7 protein-coding genes, 21 tRNA genes, 3 rRNA genes and 2 riboswitches are annotated in these 14,934 nt (G+C 47.3%); of the genes, 1 reads left to right on the top strand and 30 read right to left on the bottom strand.

Features of this window, described 5'->3' with window-relative positions; all coding sequences use genetic code 11:
* Positions 1-50: 50 nt before the first annotated feature.
* The 30 genes from MHB63_13300 to MHB63_13155 all read right to left on the bottom strand — a co-directional run bounded on the left by MHB63_13300 (position 51) and on the right by MHB63_13155 (position 13,771).
* Positions 51-1,196 carry a glucose-1-phosphate adenylyltransferase gene (locus tag MHB63_13300; GenBank protein MEK3807490.1) on the bottom strand — a complete coding sequence of 382 codons (1,146 nt, stop codon included), beginning with the start codon at positions 1,194-1,196 and terminating at the stop codon, positions 51-53.
* Positions 1,150-3,081, bottom strand: coding sequence for a 1,4-alpha-glucan branching enzyme (gene glgB / locus MHB63_13295; GenBank protein MEK3807489.1), 1,932 nt, complete (start codon positions 3,079-3,081; stop codon positions 1,150-1,152). The genes MHB63_13300 and glgB overlap by 47 nt, the downstream gene beginning before the upstream one ends.
* A 666-nt stretch (positions 3,082-3,747) precedes the next feature.
* A tRNA-Glu gene (locus MHB63_13290) sits at positions 3,748-3,819 on the bottom strand.
* 13 nt (positions 3,820-3,832) lie between these two features.
* Positions 3,833-3,923 (bottom strand) — tRNA-Ser (locus tag MHB63_13285).
* 8 nt (positions 3,924-3,931) lie between these two features.
* Positions 3,932-4,006 (bottom strand) — tRNA-Asn (locus MHB63_13280).
* Positions 4,007-4,033: 27 nt separating this feature from the next.
* Positions 4,034-4,110: transfer RNA gene (locus MHB63_13275), tRNA-Ile, on the bottom strand.
* A gap of 5 nt (positions 4,111-4,115) precedes the next feature.
* Positions 4,116-4,189 (bottom strand) — tRNA-Gly (locus MHB63_13270).
* Between the two features lie 17 nt (positions 4,190-4,206).
* A tRNA-His gene (locus tag MHB63_13265) sits at positions 4,207-4,282 on the bottom strand.
* Between the two features lie 44 nt (positions 4,283-4,326).
* Positions 4,327-4,402: transfer RNA gene (locus MHB63_13260), tRNA-Phe, on the bottom strand.
* A 10-nt stretch (positions 4,403-4,412) separates the two neighbouring features.
* Positions 4,413-4,488: transfer RNA gene (locus tag MHB63_13255), tRNA-Asp, on the bottom strand.
* 3 nt (positions 4,489-4,491) lie between these two features.
* Positions 4,492-4,568, bottom strand: a tRNA-Met gene (locus MHB63_13250).
* Between the two features lie 45 nt (positions 4,569-4,613).
* Positions 4,614-4,706 (bottom strand) — tRNA-Ser (locus tag MHB63_13245).
* 14 nt (positions 4,707-4,720) lie between these two features.
* A tRNA-Ile gene (locus MHB63_13240) sits at positions 4,721-4,797 on the bottom strand.
* Between the two features lie 5 nt (positions 4,798-4,802).
* Positions 4,803-4,879 (bottom strand) — tRNA-Met (locus MHB63_13235).
* 31 nt (positions 4,880-4,910) lie between these two features.
* Positions 4,911-4,986 (bottom strand) — tRNA-Ala (locus MHB63_13230).
* Between the two features lie 11 nt (positions 4,987-4,997).
* Positions 4,998-5,074, bottom strand: a tRNA-Pro gene (locus MHB63_13225).
* 5 nt (positions 5,075-5,079) lie between these two features.
* A tRNA-Arg gene (locus tag MHB63_13220) sits at positions 5,080-5,156 on the bottom strand.
* Positions 5,157-5,171: 15 nt separating this feature from the next.
* A tRNA-Leu gene (locus MHB63_13215) sits at positions 5,172-5,260 on the bottom strand.
* 10 nt (positions 5,261-5,270) lie between these two features.
* Positions 5,271-5,342: transfer RNA gene (locus tag MHB63_13210), tRNA-Gly, on the bottom strand.
* Positions 5,343-5,349: 7 nt separating this feature from the next.
* Positions 5,350-5,430 (bottom strand) — tRNA-Leu (locus tag MHB63_13205).
* A gap of 14 nt (positions 5,431-5,444) precedes the next feature.
* Positions 5,445-5,520 (bottom strand) — tRNA-Lys (locus MHB63_13200).
* Positions 5,521-5,537: 17 nt separating this feature from the next.
* Positions 5,538-5,613: transfer RNA gene (locus MHB63_13195), tRNA-Thr, on the bottom strand.
* Between the two features lie 29 nt (positions 5,614-5,642).
* Positions 5,643-5,718: transfer RNA gene (locus MHB63_13190), tRNA-Val, on the bottom strand.
* 20 nt (positions 5,719-5,738) lie between these two features.
* Positions 5,739-5,854 (bottom strand): 5S ribosomal RNA (gene rrf / locus MHB63_13185).
* Between the two features lie 127 nt (positions 5,855-5,981).
* Positions 5,982-8,912 (bottom strand): 23S ribosomal RNA (locus MHB63_13180).
* Between the two features lie 203 nt (positions 8,913-9,115).
* A 16S ribosomal RNA gene (locus MHB63_13175) occupies positions 9,116-10,653 on the bottom strand.
* Together the 16S, 23S and 5S rRNA genes with 21 tRNA genes alongside form the textbook arrangement of a ribosomal RNA operon.
* Positions 10,654-10,941: 288 nt before the next feature.
* Entirely contained in the window at positions 10,942-11,700 is a 759-nt protein-coding gene (locus MHB63_13170; protein MEK3807488.1) for an ABC transporter ATP-binding protein, read from the bottom strand.
* A gap of 1 nt (position 11,701) precedes the next feature.
* A complete protein-coding gene (locus tag MHB63_13165) occupies positions 11,702-12,703 on the bottom strand; it encodes an ABC transporter substrate-binding protein (GenBank protein MEK3807487.1) in 1,002 nt (333 codons plus the stop codon).
* Positions 12,704-12,717: 14 nt separating this feature from the next.
* Complete coding sequence (locus MHB63_13160) at positions 12,718-13,503, bottom strand: ABC transporter permease (protein MEK3807486.1); 786 nt, start codon at positions 13,501-13,503, stop codon at positions 12,718-12,720.
* A complete protein-coding gene (locus MHB63_13155; protein ID MEK3807485.1) occupies positions 13,478-13,771 on the bottom strand; it encodes a thiamine-binding protein in 294 nt (97 codons plus the stop codon). Before MHB63_13155 ends, MHB63_13160 begins: the two co-directional genes overlap by 26 nt.
* A gap of 92 nt (positions 13,772-13,863) precedes the next feature.
* Positions 13,864-13,975: riboswitch (TPP riboswitch) on the bottom strand.
* A 141-nt stretch (positions 13,976-14,116) separates the two neighbouring features.
* Positions 14,117-14,217: riboswitch (TPP riboswitch) on the top strand.
* Between the two features lie 105 nt (positions 14,218-14,322).
* On the opposite strand from MHB63_13155, the gene thiT reads away from it, so the two are divergent.
* Entirely contained in the window at positions 14,323-14,895 is a 573-nt protein-coding gene (gene thiT, locus MHB63_13150; GenBank protein ID MEK3807484.1) for an energy-coupled thiamine transporter ThiT, read from the top strand.
* Positions 14,896-14,934: the final 39 nt, after the last annotated feature.

Genomic DNA, 14,934 nt, shown 5'->3' with positions numbered 1-14,934 from the left:
ATCGGAAATAAATAGGATTTCACTGCTGACACGCACATCGTACTTAACGGTTACGCTCCTGCCGTTTGCTCGACTAATTCTTCCGTTACTAAAATGACTTCATCAATATCTTTATCCGAACGAATGACCATGCCATCCGGCACAACAAGTCCCGACGGAACAATCGCATTCTCAATATAAACATTATTGCCAATGACAGCATCCGGCATGACGACCGTATTTTTAAGGAAGGAGTGCTGTCCTACTGTTACACCCTGGAAAAGGACGGATTTATGAATGGTGCCGTATACGACACAGCCTTCGTTTACTAAAGATTCCGTCACTTCTGCGCCTTCTGACAGATACTGCGGCGGCTGATTCGGGTTGACAGAATAAATTCTCCAGTTATTGTCGAAAAGATCAAGCTCAGGATCGGCTTTTAGAAGATCCATATTTGCTTCCCACAGACTTTTCACTGTGCCGACATCCTTCCAGTAGCCTTTAAATGGATACGCAACAAGCTTTTTCTTTTCGTCAAGAAGCAGCGGAAGAACATCTTTTCCAAAGTCGTGGCTTGAATATGGATTGCGCTCATCCATTTCCAAAAATTCCTTAAGAATGGACCATTTGAAAATATAGATCCCCATGGAAGCAAGATTGTTTTTCGGGTTTTGCGGTTTTTCATCAAACTCTATAACTTCAAGATTAGCGTCAGTATTTAAGATACCGAACCGGCTCGCTTCATCCCACGGGACTTCTTTTACCGAAATAGAGACGTCGGCGTCTTTTTCGATATGATAGTCAAGCATGTCGGAATAATCCATTTTGTAAATATGATCACCTGACAAAATGAGTACATATTCAGGATCATACTGTTTTAAATAATTCATATTCTGATAGATGGCACTCGCTGTTCCTTTGTACCATTTCACTTCTGAAGATTCAGCATATGGAGGAAGAACCGTTACTCCTCCGTTTTTACGGTCAAGATCCCATGCACTGCCGATTCCGATGTAGGAATTCAGGACTAGCGGCTGATACTGCGTCAGCACACCAACAGTATCAATACCGGAGTTGCAGCAGTTGCTCAGTGTAAAATCAATGATTCTGTATTTTCCTCCAAATGGAACAGCCGGTTTCGCCAGATTTTGTGTCAGTGAACTTAATCTGCTACCCTTTCCTCCTGCCAATAACATTGCGACGCACTTTTTTTTCACCATGGTTGATTGTCTCCTCTCGTTTTTTAACTGCGCGTAATATGGATATTCCATATGGCGGAATGGTCATTGATATATGGTAAGGCTGATTATGCATCTTGCCTTCCTGTGCTTTCAGTTCTTTCCTGTTGATCTGGCCCGAGCCTCCAAATACGGCATCATCGCTGTTCAGCGTTTCAACATATCTGGTGTCAATCGGCACTCCGACTTTATAGTCATGGTACGTTTCAGGAGTGAAGTTACAAACGACAACAAGCTGTTCGTTCGGCTTAATCCCTTTACGGATAAAAGAAAAAATACTCTGGTCCGAATTATTGACGTCAATCCATTCAAAGCCTTCCTGCGAATGGTCAAGCTCATAAAGCGGACGCTGCCGTTTATACAGGGCAAGCAGTTCTTTCACATATACTCTGGATTTTTGATGCATCTCAAAGTCATCAAGCACCCAGTCAAGCTCCTCAAGGTCTTTCCATTCGTCAAACTGGGCAAATTCTCCGCCCATAAAAAGCAGCTTTTTGCCTGGATGTGCAAGCATATAGCCGAGCAAAAGTCTGTACTGTGCAAACTTCTGCCAGTAGTCACCCGGCATTTTATTCAGCAGTGAACGTTTTCCATGGACCACTTCATCATGTGAAAGCGGAAGGATAAAATTCTCTGTGAAAGCGTAAATCAGGGAAAAAGAAACTTTGTGATGAAGATCTTTCCGCTGTTCAGGAGGGGCTTCCATGTATTTGAGGATATCGTTCATCCAGCCCATATTCCATTTATAATTAAATCCCAGTCCTCCATCAGAGACAGGAGATGTAACAAGAGGAAAATCCGTAGAATCTTCGGCAATCATCAGTACGGAAGGATCGTACTCAAATACTTTCTCATTCAGTTTTCTTAAAAACTGAACAGCGAACGCATTCTCGTGAGGTTCATCCGTATTCTGCCAGTAAATCATATTTGCAACAGCATCAACCCTGAAACCGTCGATGTGGAACATTTCAAGCCAGAAGAGAGCATTTGAAATCAGAAAACTCTGCACTTCCGGTTTTCCAAGATCAAAGTTCGCCGTACCCCAGACAATATTCTCCCTGTCTTCAAATTTCTCATATTCAAAAACCGGTTCCCCGTCAAAGAAATAAAGTCCGTGTGCATCTTTGCAGAAATGGCCTGGAACCCAGTCCATAATGACTCCCAGGTTATTCTGGTGGCAAAGATCTATAAATGTCATCAAGTCGTGCGGGGTGCCGTAACGGCTTGTAGCCGAATAATAGCCTGTGCCCTGATATCCCCATGAACGGTCATATGGGTGCTCAATGATCGGCAAAAGTTCGATATGTGTAAACCCATGCTCAAGAACATACGGAATCAAGACATCCGCAAGCTCTAAATATGTATAAAGGCTGCCGTCTTCTTTCTTTTTCCAAGAGCAGATATTCAGTTCATAAATGTACATAGGGCGCTGATAAATTTCCTTCTGGCGCTTTTTTCTCTGCCAGTTTTTATCATTCCAATTATACCCTCCAAGATTGTAAACAACAGAAGCTGTATTTGGCTTCAGCTCAGAATAAAAGGCAAATGGATCAGCCTTCAGGATCTTTTCCTGCTTTTTTGTGATAATCTCATATTTATAGAGATCACCCTCTTCGATGCCGGCAATAAAAGCAGACCAGATTCCCTGTTCATTCAGCTTCTCAAGCTTGTGTCCTGTGCCGTCCCAGTGATTAAAATCACCTGCAACCCGCACCTCAAGCGCATGAGGAGCCCAAACTGTGAATACTGTTCCGCTTACACCGTTTCGCACGCTGCTGCGGGCACCAAACAATTCATGAGCTCTGAACAAATTTCCTTCATGGAAAAGATGCACCTCAAAATCAGTTGGCGTAGCAAGATTCATTCCCATCACCCTTTCTATAAAGTAATCTTAATTCTTATTTCAATCAGAAGGAAGAATTACCTTTTTTGTAAGCGCTTCTACTTATTGACACGATATGTCATGAACAGTCATTCATTTTTCAAAACATTATTCTTTTAAAATGATGTCGAATAAAGAAAGGAAGGAAGGATAGAGTGTTGGTGAAATGAACATCAGTCTTATTTACTAAATAGAAACATATTCGATGAGAAAATCCGGGCATATTAACCAAAAAATACAATTTCAGCAAATTCCGTATGCTATATCACGAAAACAGTTATTTCGACAAATCCTCTTATATTTGTCGAAATTTTCACGACCTTTTAATCACGGTTTCTTTATTACCATTACATATACCTCTAATGGAAAACATTCAAACCTTTTTGAATAACAGAAATATATATTATTTGTTGAAAACATATTTTAAGGAAAAAAAAGATTTTTTGAAGTCTTATTTTAACGGGGAGAAGGTTTCATTCGTTCCTTGGAGACGGTCTAAGCTGCTTTGCGGGAGTTAATTTCGAGATCATGATTCACGGACGCATGATTTAGGATAAATACGTTCTATGCCGTTTTTCATACCTGCTTTTTATTTTCTTTTTTAACGACAAAAAAAGCGCTGCACATTGTGCAGCGCTTTTCAAATGATGACCCGTACGGGATTCGAACCCGTGTTACCGCCGTGAAAGGGCGGTGTCTTAACCGCTTGACCAACGGGCCGGAGCATGCCTTCTGGCGGAGAAGGAGGGATTTGAACCCTCGCGCCGCTTACGCGACCTACACCCTTAGCAGGGGCGCCTCTTCAGCCACTTGAGTACTTCCCCAGAATAAATGGCTCCGCAGGTAGGACTCGAACCTACGACCGATCGGTTAACAGCCGATAGCTCTACCACTGAGCTACTGCGGAAAATCATATATGCTCCTATAATAGGAATGGTGGGCCTAAATGGACTCGAACCATCGACCTCACGCTTATCAGGCGTGCGCTCTAACCAGCTGAGCTATAGGCCCATTATTGGAGCGGGTGATGGGAATCGAACCCACGACATCAGCTTGGAAGGCTGAGGTTTTACCATTAAACTACACCCGCAGTAAATAAAGATAAAATGGGGCGACTGATGGGAATCGAACCCACGAATGCCAGAGCCACAATCTGGTGCGTTAACCACTTCGCCACAACCGCCACTATCTGTAAAATTTTAAAGCTGCAAGATTTGCAAAAGCAAATGGTGGCTTGGGACGGAATCGAACCGCCGACACAAGGATTTTCAGTCCTTTGCTCTACCGACTGAGCTACCAAGCCTTTATAAAAATGGCGGTCCCGACCGGGATCGAACCGGCGATCTCCTGCGTGACAGGCAGGCATGTTAACCGCTACACCACGGGACCATTTGGTTGCGGGGACAGGATTTGAACCTGCGACCTTCGGGTTATGAGCCCGACGAGCTACCAGACTGCTCCACCCCGCGATAGTAATAAATAATGCTAATTTGTTTTGCTGAAGATAAAAGAAATGGAGGAGGTAGAGGGATTCGAACCCCCGCGGGGTTTGACCCCCCTGTCGGTTTTCAAGACCGATCCCTTCAGCCGGACTTGGGTATACCTCCGTATGAAAATAGAATGGTGGACCTTGTAGGACTCGAACCTACGACCGGACGGTTATGAGCCGTCTGCTCTAACCAACTGAGCTAAAGGTCCTTTTTTGGTAGCGGCGGAGGGAGTCGAACCCACGACCTCACGGGTATGAACCGTACGCTCTAGCCAGCTGAGCTACACCGCCCCAGGAACAAAGTCAATTACTTCTATTAAAATGGTGGAGCCTAGCGGGATCGAACCGCTGACCTCCTGCGTGCAAGGCAGGCGCTCTCCCAGCTGAGCTAAGGCCCCTAAAAATCCAATGGTCGGGAAGACAGGATTCGAACCTGCGACCCCTTGGTCCCAAACCAAGTGCTCTACCAAGCTGAGCTACTTCCCGTAATATGGCGCGCCCGATAGGAGTCGAACCCATAACCTTTTGATCCGTAGTCAAACGCTCTATCCAATTGAGCTACGGGCGCGTATAAAAATGTGTGTGGTGCCGAGGACCGGAATCGAACCGGTACGGTAGTCACCTACCGCAGGATTTTAAGTCCTGTGCGTCTGCCAGTTCCGCCACCCCGGCTTATTCAAAGAGCGGAAGACGGGATTCGAACCCGCGACCCCCACCTTGGCAAGGTGGTGTTCTACCACTGAACTACTTCCGCAATATCATGCGGGTGAAGGGACTCGAACCCCCACGTCAAAGACACTAGATCCTAAGTCTAGCGCGTCTGCCAATTCCGCCACACCCGCATATTAAGGAAAAATGGTGTGCCATGAAGGACTCGAACCTTCGACCCTCTGATTAAAAGTCAGATGCTCTACCGACTGAGCTAATGGCACATATATAAGAAACCTAGTGGTGCCGGCGAGAGGACTTGAACCCCCAACCTACTGATTACAAGTCAGTTGCTCTACCAATTGAGCTACACCGGCATTTATAAAAAGCATGTCCAGAAATCATATGGTGGAGGATGACGGGCTCGAACCGCCGACCCTCTGCTTGTAAGGCAGATGCTCTCCCAGCTGAGCTAATCCTCCGGGTTTAATTTTTGTCAGCAGCCTGGCAACGTCCTACTCTCACAGGGGGAAACCCCCAACTACCATCGGCGCTAAAGAGCTTAACTTCCGTGTTCGGCATGGGAACGGGTGTGACCTCTTTGCCATCATCACCAGACATAGTGACAAAAATTATTATACTATGAAATCCGAAGATTTCAAGCTTTTTTTGAAAGAAGTTATTCTTTCAAAACTGAATAACGTTTGATAACAAGATTCACGTGCAATTTACGCTTAGTTAGACTGTGGTTAAGTCCTCGAACGATTAGTATCTGTCAGCTCCACACGTCACCGCGCTTCCACCTCAGACCTATCAACCTGATCATCTTTCAGGGTTCTTACTCACAAATGTGATGGGAAATCTCATCTTGAGGGGGGCTTCATGCTTAGATGCTTTCAGCACTTATCCCTTCCGCACATAGCTACCCAGCGATGCCTTTGGCAAGACAACTGGTACACCAGCGGTGCGTCCATCCCGGTCCTCTCGTACTAAGGACAGCTCCTCTCAAATTTCCTGCGCCCACGACGGATAGGGACCGAACTGTCTCACGACGTTCTGAACCCAGCTCGCGTACCGCTTTAATGGGCGAACAGCCCAACCCTTGGGACCGACTACAGCCCCAGGATGCGATGAGCCGACATCGAGGTGCCAAACCTCCCCGTCGATGTGGACTCTTGGGGGAGATAAGCCTGTTATCCCCGGGGTAGCTTTTATCCGTTGAGCGATGGCCCTTCCATGCGGAACCACCGGATCACTAAGCCCGACTTTCGTCCCTGCTCGACTTGTAGGTCTCGCAGTCAAGCTCCCTTGTGCCTTTACACTCTGCGAATGATTTCCAACCATTCTGAGGGAACCTTTGGGCGCCTCCGTTACATTTTAGGAGGCGACCGCCCCAGTCAAACTGCCCGCCTGACACTGTCTCCCAGCCCGGTAAGGGCTGCGGGTTAGAATTTCAATACAGCAAGGGTAGTATCCCACCAATGCCTCCACCGAAGCTGGCGCTCCGGTTTCCAAGGCTCCTACCTATCCTGTACAAGCTGTACCAAAATTCAATATCAGGCTGCAGTAAAGCTCCACGGGGTCTTTCCGTCCTGTCGCGGGTAACCTGCATCTTCACAGGTACTATAATTTCACCGAGTCTCTCGTTGAGACAGTGCCCAGATCGTTACGCCTTTCGTGCGGGTCGGAACTTACCCGACAAGGAATTTCGCTACCTTAGGACCGTTATAGTTACGGCCGCCGTTTACTGGGGCTTCGGTTCAAAGCTTCGCTTGCGCTAACCTCTCCCCTTAACCTTCCAGCACCGGGCAGGCGTCAGCCCCTATACTTCGCCTTGCGGCTTCGCAGAGACCTGTGTTTTTGCTAAACAGTCGCCTGGGCCTATTCACTGCGGCTTTTCAGGGCTATTCACCCTAAAAAGCACCCCTTCTCCCGAAGTTACGGGGTCATTTTGCCGAGTTCCTTAACGAGAGTTCTCTCGCTCACCTTAGGATTCTCTCCTCGCCTACCTGTGTCGGTTTGCGGTACGGGCACCTCTCACCTCGCTAGAGGCTTTTCTTGGCAGTGTGGAATCAGGAACTTCGGTACTAAATTTCCCTCGCCATCACAGCTCAGCCTTATATGGGAAGCGGATTTGCCTACTTCCCGGCCTAACTGCTTGGACGCGCATATCCAACAGCGCGCTTGCCCTATCCTCCTGCGTCCCCCCATTGCTCAAATGGTGAGGAGGTGGTACAGGAATATCAACCTGTTGTCCATCGCCTACGCCTTTCGGCCTCGGCTTAGGTCCCGACTAACCCTGAGCGGACGAGCCTTCCTCAGGAAACCTTAGGCATTCGGTGGAGGGGATTCTCACCCCTCTTTCGCTACTCATACCGGCATTCTCACTTCTAAGCGCTCCACCAGTCCTTCCGGTCTGGCTTCGACGCCCTTAGAACGCTCTCCTACCACTGTTCGTAAGAACAGTCCGCAGCTTCGGTGATACGTTTAGCCCCGGTACATTTTCGGCGCAGAGTCACTCGACCAGTGAGCTATTACGCACTCTTTAAATGGTGGCTGCTTCTAAGCCAACATCCTGGTTGTCTAAGCAACTCCACATCCTTTTCCACTTAACGTATACTTTGGGACCTTAGCTGGCGGTCTGGGCTGTTTCCCTCTTGACTACGGATCTTATCACTCGCAGTCTGACTCCCGAGGAGCAAGTCTTTGGCATTCGGAGTTTGACTGAATTCGGTAACCCGATGAGGGCCCCTAGTCCAATCAGTGCTCTACCTCCAAGACTCTCATACTCGAGGCTAGCCCTAAAGCTATTTCGGAGAGAACCAGCTATCTCCAAGTTCGATTGGAATTTCTCCGCTACCCACACCTCATCCCCGCACTTTTCAACGTGCGTGGGTTCGGGCCTCCATTCAGTGTTACCTGAACTTCACCCTGGACATGGGTAGATCACCTGGTTTCGGGTCTACGACCACGTACTAATTCGCCCTATTCAGACTCGCTTTCGCTGCGGCTCCGTCTCATCAACTTAACCTTGCACGGGATCGTAACTCGCCGGTTCATTCTACAAAAGGCACGCCATCACCCGTTAACGGGCTCTGACTACTTGTAAGCACACGGTTTCAGGATCTTTTCACTCCCCTTCCGGGGTGCTTTTCACCTTTCCCTCACGGTACTGGTTCACTATCGGTCACTAGGTAGTATTTAGCCTTGGGAGATGGTCCTCCCGGATTCCGACGGGATTTCACGTGTCCCGCCGTACTCAGGATCCACTCTGGAGGGAACGAAGTTTCGACTACAGGGTTTTTACCTTCTATGACAGGCCTTTCCAGGCCGCTTCATCTACCCCGTTCCTTTGTAACTCCGTATAGAGTGTCCTACAACCCCAAGAGGCAAGCCTCTTGGTTTGGGCTGATTCCGTTTCGCTCGCCGCTACTTGGGAAATCGCATTTGCTTTCTCTTCCTCCGGGTACTTAGATGTTTCAGTTCCCCGGGTCTGCCTTCAGTACCCTATGTATTCAGGTAAAGATACTGTTCCATTACGAACAGTGGGTTTCCCCATTCGGAAATCTCTGGATCAAAGCTTACTTACAGCTCCCCAAAGCATATCGGTGTTAGTCCCGTCCTTCATCGGCTCCTAGTGCCAAGGCATCCACCGTGCGCCCTTCATAACTTAACCAAAATTGGTCAATCGTTTGTTTAGACTGTAAAGTCTAAGAAAATCACTATGGTAAGCGTAAATCTCAGTGAATTACTTGTTATCAATTACGTTATCCAGTTTTCAAAGAACAACCGGCAAATCAAGAATGATTGCCTTCTTTCATATAGAGAGAATGATCTCTCAAAACTAAACAAAAACCAAAAGCGACCTCATATCCTTAGAAAGGAGGTGATCCAGCCGCACCTTCCGATACGGCTACCTTGTTACGACTTCACCCCAATCATCTACCCCACCTTAGGCGGCTGGCTCCTTGCGGTTACCCCACCGACTTCGGGTGTTGCAAACTCTCGTGGTGTGACGGGCGGTGTGTACAAGGCCCGGGAACGTATTCACCGCGGCATGCTGATCCGCGATTACTAGCGATTCCAGCTTCATGCAGGCGAGTTGCAGCCTGCAATCCGAACTGAGAATGGTTTTATGGGATTGGCTAAACCTCGCGGTCTCGCAGCCCTTTGTACCATCCATTGTAGCACGTGTGTAGCCCAGGTCATAAGGGGCATGATGATTTGACGTCATCCCCACCTTCCTCCGGTTTGTCACCGGCAGTCACCTTAGAGTGCCCAACTGAATGCTGGCAACTAAGATCAAGGGTTGCGCTCGTTGCGGGACTTAACCCAACATCTCACGACACGAGCTGACGACAACCATGCACCACCTGTCACTTTGTCCCCCGAAGGGGAACCTTCTATCTCTAGAAGTGGCAAAGGATGTCAAGACCTGGTAAGGTTCTTCGCGTTGCTTCGAATTAAACCACATGCTCCACCGCTTGTGCGGGCCCCCGTCAATTCCTTTGAGTTTCAGTCTTGCGACCGTACTCCCCAGGCGGAGTGCTTAATGCGTTAGCTGCAGCACTAAAGGGCGGAAACCCTCTAACACTTAGCACTCATCGTTTACGGCGTGGACTACCAGGGTATCTAATCCTGTTCGCTCCCCACGCTTTCGCGCCTCAGCGTCAGTTACAGACCAGAGAGTCGCCTTCGCCACTGGTGTTCCTCCACATCTCTACGCATTTCACCGCTACACGTGGAATTCCACTCTCCTCTTCTGCACTCAAGTTTCCCAGTTTCCAATGACCCTCCCCGGTTGAGCCGGGGGCTTTCACATCAGACTTAAGAAACCGCCTGCGCGCGCTTTACGCCCAATAATTCCGGACAACGCTTGCCACCTACGTATTACCGCGGCTGCTGGCACGTAGTTAGCCGTGGCTTTCTGGTCAGGTACCGTCAAGGCACCGGCAGTTACTCCGGCACTTGTTCTTCCCTGACAACAGAGTTTTACGATCCGAAAACCTTCATCACTCACGCGGCGTTGCTCCGTCAGACTTTCGTCCATTGCGGAAGATTCCCTACTGCTGCCTCCCGTAGGAGTCTGGGCCGTGTCTCAGTCCCAGTGTGGCCGATCACCCTCTCAGGTCGGCTACGCATCGTCGCCTTGGTGAGCCGTTACCTCACCAACTAGCTAATGCGCCGCGGGCCCATCTGTAAGTGACAGCCGAAACCGTCTTTGAATGTCAAACCATGCGGTTTGACATAGTATCCGGTATTAGCTCCGGTTTCCCGGAGTTATCCCAGTCTTACAGGCAGGTTGCCCACGTGTTACTCACCCGTCCGCCGCTGACCTCCGAAGAGGTCCGCTCGACTTGCATGTATTAGGCACGCCGCCAGCGTTCGTCCTGAGCCAGGATCAAACTCTCCGAAGAAAATTTGTGACTCATAAATGTTGCTGACTTAAAAAATTTAAAACGTTTGGTACGCTTTTGGTTTTGTTTAGTTTTCAAAGATCATTTCCGCTTCCTGCGAAGCTTTATTAGAATAACAAATCGCCTTTACAAAGTCAAGCGTTTTTTTCACTTTTCTTTTTCTCAGGCACCGTTGCTCTCACGCGTTTTTCGCGGCAACGAATAATAATATACCACGCTGATTTCCCCATTGCAATAGCATTTTTATCTTTTTGCAAAAAAAATGTTATAAAAGAAAACGCACTGAAATCAGCGCGTTTCAGACTCATTTTCTGAATGAAGGAGATTCAGAAGTTTTTGTTTCATTGAAAGAAATTCAGGCGATGTAAGAATATGCTCCGTTCTGGGCCGGCCTAAGGGAACGGGTATTTGTTCAATGATCCTGCCCGGCCTCGGAGAAAATACGGCAATCCTGTCAGAAAGATAGATTGCCTCATCCATATCGTGTGTGATAAAGAGAGCTGTTTTTCCAGAGGTTTCACATATTCTGATAAACCATTTTTGAAGATCAAGCCTTGTCATCGCATCAAGCTTTCCAAAAGGTTCATCCAATAATAGAAGGTCTCTGCCGCTCAGAAAGGCCCTGAGAAAGTTAGCCCTCTGTCTCATTCCTCCGGACAGCATAGAAGGATAATGATGTTCAAATCCCTCAAGACCGAACTGCGGAAATAATGAGAGTGCTTCTGCACGAGCTTTGTCTTTTCCTGTTCCCTGAAGCTCCAAAGGCAAAATAACATTTTCAAGAATCGTTCTCCACGGAAACAGGACATCGCTTTGAGGCATATACCCGGCATGACCTGTTTGATTCGTTATATCTTTCCCTCTGTAGTGAACAGATCCGACGCTTGGGCTGTTTACCCCGGCGATGATATCCAGAAGCGTGCTTTTTCCGCATCCGCTTGGACCAATGATGCTGACAAATTCCCCTTTTTCTACTATAAGATCAGATGGAAGCAGGACGGTTTGATTTCCAGGATAAGTTTTGCCTGCTCCTTTAAGCGTCAGCATGCTACTTTTCATCCTTCGGCAAAAATTCGTTTGTGTAGGCTTCACTCGGTTCGATGTTTTCTTCAATCAGTTTCTTATCATACATCCAGTCCGCATACCGGTCCCAAACCTCTTCTTTTTGAATGCCCCATTTTTCTGCATCGCCCTTATAATGCTTACTTAGCCACTTCTGGCTCTCCTTTACAAGTTCTTTATTTATTTCAGGCACATGTTTAATGAGAATATCCGCTGCCTCGTCCGGACTCTCAATGGCAAACTCATATCCTTGTGCTGTGGCCTCCATGAAAGCCCCGACCACGTCCTTCTCTTTCTTTATTTTCGACTCGCTTGCAGCAAGGACTGGTGTGTAGTAGTTAAGCGCAGGGTCAAGATCCTTAAGATAGATATAATTCAGTTCGACTCCCTGTCTTTTAGCTTCAATTCCATCCCATCCTTCAAAAATCCATTGAAAGTCTGTATCCCTGCCTATCGATTTAAAGAAATCAGTCGCACCGAGGGTGACGTAATCCACTTTATCAAAGTCTGCTTCATCCTGGTTCATAACAGCACGGATGACTGCTTCTTCAGTTGGAGACCCCCAGCCGCCGTATCGTTTCCCTTCAAAATCTTCAGGCGATACAATTCCTTCTTCTTTCAAAGAGGCAAACGCGGATGTGTTTTCCTGAATAATAGCTGCAATTGAAACGACCGGCAGGCCGGCAGATCGTGCATGCGTGATATTTTCCTGGTGGCTGACTGCAAAATCAATCTCGCCCGATGCAAGAATTTGGTCTGCGCTTACTCCCTCACCCGGTTCTACAATTTCAACGTCCAGTCCCGCTTCCTTATAGAAGCCTTTCTCTTTAGCAGCATAAATACCTGTATGATTTGTGTTTGGAAACCAATCCAGCATGACCTTTACTTTTTTTGATTCTTCAGTTGAGGCGTTCTCAGCTGAACCGCATCCTGTCATCAAAATGGATGCACTGAATACTGTGACGAGAATTTTCCGCAGATTTTTCATTGATTTCCTCCATATCAGTTTTGCTTGTGCGCTTTGTACTTCCAGGGCATTGCCAATCTTGCCAGCAGTTCAATGGCAGCAAAGATTAAGAGACTTAGTGCAACAATAACAATGATCACTGCAAATACCTTTTCTGTTAGAAAAGACTGCGAGGATCTGGTGAGTATAACCCCAAGACCTTTGCTTGCCCCCAGCCATTCACCGATTACCGCCCCCATCACACTGTATGTTCCCGCAATTTTCAGACCCGAAAAAAAATACGGCATAGAAGCGGGCAGCTTTAATTTAAGAAAGAGCTGGCGCTTACCGGCTCCCATTGTTTTCATCAGCTTGACCATATCCCTGTCAGCCTGGCTGAATCCGTCCGCCAGATTAATAGCAATCGGGAAAAAACAGACTAGCGCTGTTACAATAACCTTCGGCAGCATTCCAAAGCCAAACCAGATAATCAAAAGCGGCGCCAGAGCAATAATCGGAATTGTCTGCGAGAGAACGAGCAGCGGTTCCACAGCACTTCTAATCCATTTGGACTGGTCGATTAAAACAGCAATGGCCACACCTGCAGCTGCCGCAATTAAAAGTCCAAGCAATGCCTCAGAAAGCGTCTGAAGGATATGAACGCCGAGCGTTCCTCTCATTTCAAACAATGTAAGGAAAATGTCTGTTGGCTTCGGCAGGATCCACTTCTCAATTTCAAAAAGCGCAACAGCCATTTCCCACATAAAAAGTAAAACAGTCAGAACTCCTGCCGGCAGCGCCATTCCCGATAAAGATTCAGCGATATTTCTGGAGTTTTTCATCCATAGTTACTCCTTCAGCAGGGCGATAATGAATCTTCATATGCGTCATCACTTCGCTTGCACCTGCAGCGATACAGGCATCCTGAGCCTGTTTGACAATTTCAAGCAGATGATTGAGCTCACCCTCCATAACGGTCTCCATCGCGCCGACTTCATATTTGACACCCGACTGCTGCACCACTTCGATGGCTTTGTCGACAATCTCGTATGTATTCCCGTCTGCTGATTTCGGAAGTACCTGAAATGCTAGATTTACACTGGACATGATTAATTCCTCCTTTTCTTTCTGTGAATCTCTTAGAAAACGCAAAAAAGGCTGCCGGTTAGGGCAGCCTTAAGCATTCGCAAAGTTCATGGAAAAAAGACTCTTTTCCTGTATCCCTCCGCTGGCATTACCCAGATCAGGTTAAAGGGTCGATACAAGAATCAGTATCCTCTCAGCCGAGTTCACTCAGCTCCCCTGCTTCTATAAGATTCATGGAAACTATAGCAAGTTTTACAGGACTTGTAAAGAAAGGAAAAACACTTTCCGCTATTTTCTGAAAAAAAATAGAATTTAAGCTTGTCGAATTTTGCAGTTTCCTGTATAGTAGTGTCTAAATCATATATCGCATTTGACCACTTGGGGAGCCGCCGGCTGAGAGTGAACGTTATGTTCTGACCCGTTGAACCTGTTAAGTTAAAGCTTACGTAGGGATGTGGCGATGGATTCAAGTGATAACCCAACCAAAGCAGTGCGTGGAAACCATCCGACATTCCCCGCATTGCTTTTTTTCATGGAGAAAAGGCCCCGGTCGAATGCCGAAAAGGGGTAAAATCATGCAAACAAATAAGCGCCTGGTTTTTTTATTAGAAGCAGCGATTCTTGCTGCCATTGCCTTTCTTTTAGATCTAGCGACAAGCTTTATCGGCAAAATGCCGCAGGGAGGCTCCATTTCACTTGCGATGGTACCGGTATTGATCATGGGATTCCGACACGGTCTGAAGGGCGGACTGCTGACTGGCTTTCTCCTCGGACTGCTGCAGACGGTCATGGGCTATACGACCATTGTCCATCCTGTTCAGGGTTTTCTGGACTACTTTGCCGCCTTTACAGTAGTTGGTGCCGGAGGTATTTTTTATAAACATATTCAGAACTCACTTAATCCTTTAAACAAAGGGCGCCTGATTCTTTATGTCACACTTGCCGCTTTCCTTGGAAGCTTCCTGAGATTTGCAGCCCATACACTCGCAGGTGCTGTCTTTTTCGCCGAGTTTGCAGGAGATCAGCCGGTGCTATTATATTCAGCAGGGTACAATGCATCCTACATGATTCCGACATTTATCATCTGTACGATCATTCTTGTGCTGATGCTGATGACTTCAAAAGCGCTGATTGTAAATAGAAAATAGAGAAAAGCACCGGAAATCCGGTGCTTTTTATCATAATCT

Origin of the sequence: Bacillus sp. FSL H8-0547 (genome assembly GCA_038002745.1) — a bacterium.
Lineage (GTDB): Bacteria > Bacillota > Bacilli > Bacillales > Bacillaceae > Bacillus_P.
The sequence above is the reverse complement of the archived record's forward strand: the minus strand, read 5'-3'. Positions and strand labels throughout refer to the sequence as shown.

Bases quoted from the DNA above. Each gene is read 5' to 3' on its own strand.
- MHB63_13160 (MEK3807486.1), bottom strand. From the start codon at position 13,503: ATGAAAAACTCCAGAAATATCGCTGAATCTTTATCGGGAATGGCGCTG.
- thiT (MEK3807484.1), top strand. From the start codon at position 14,323: ATGCAAACAAATAAGCGCCTGGTTTTTTTATTAGAAGCAGCGATTCTT.
- MHB63_13170 (MEK3807488.1), bottom strand. From the start codon at position 11,700: ATGCTGACGCTTAAAGGAGCAGGCAAAACTTATCCTGGAAATCAAACC.
- glgB (MEK3807489.1), bottom strand. From the start codon at position 3,081: ATGAATCTTGCTACGCCAACTGATTTTGAGGTGCATCTTTTCCATGAA.
- MHB63_13165 (MEK3807487.1), bottom strand. From the start codon at position 12,703: ATGAAAAATCTGCGGAAAATTCTCGTCACAGTATTCAGTGCATCCATT.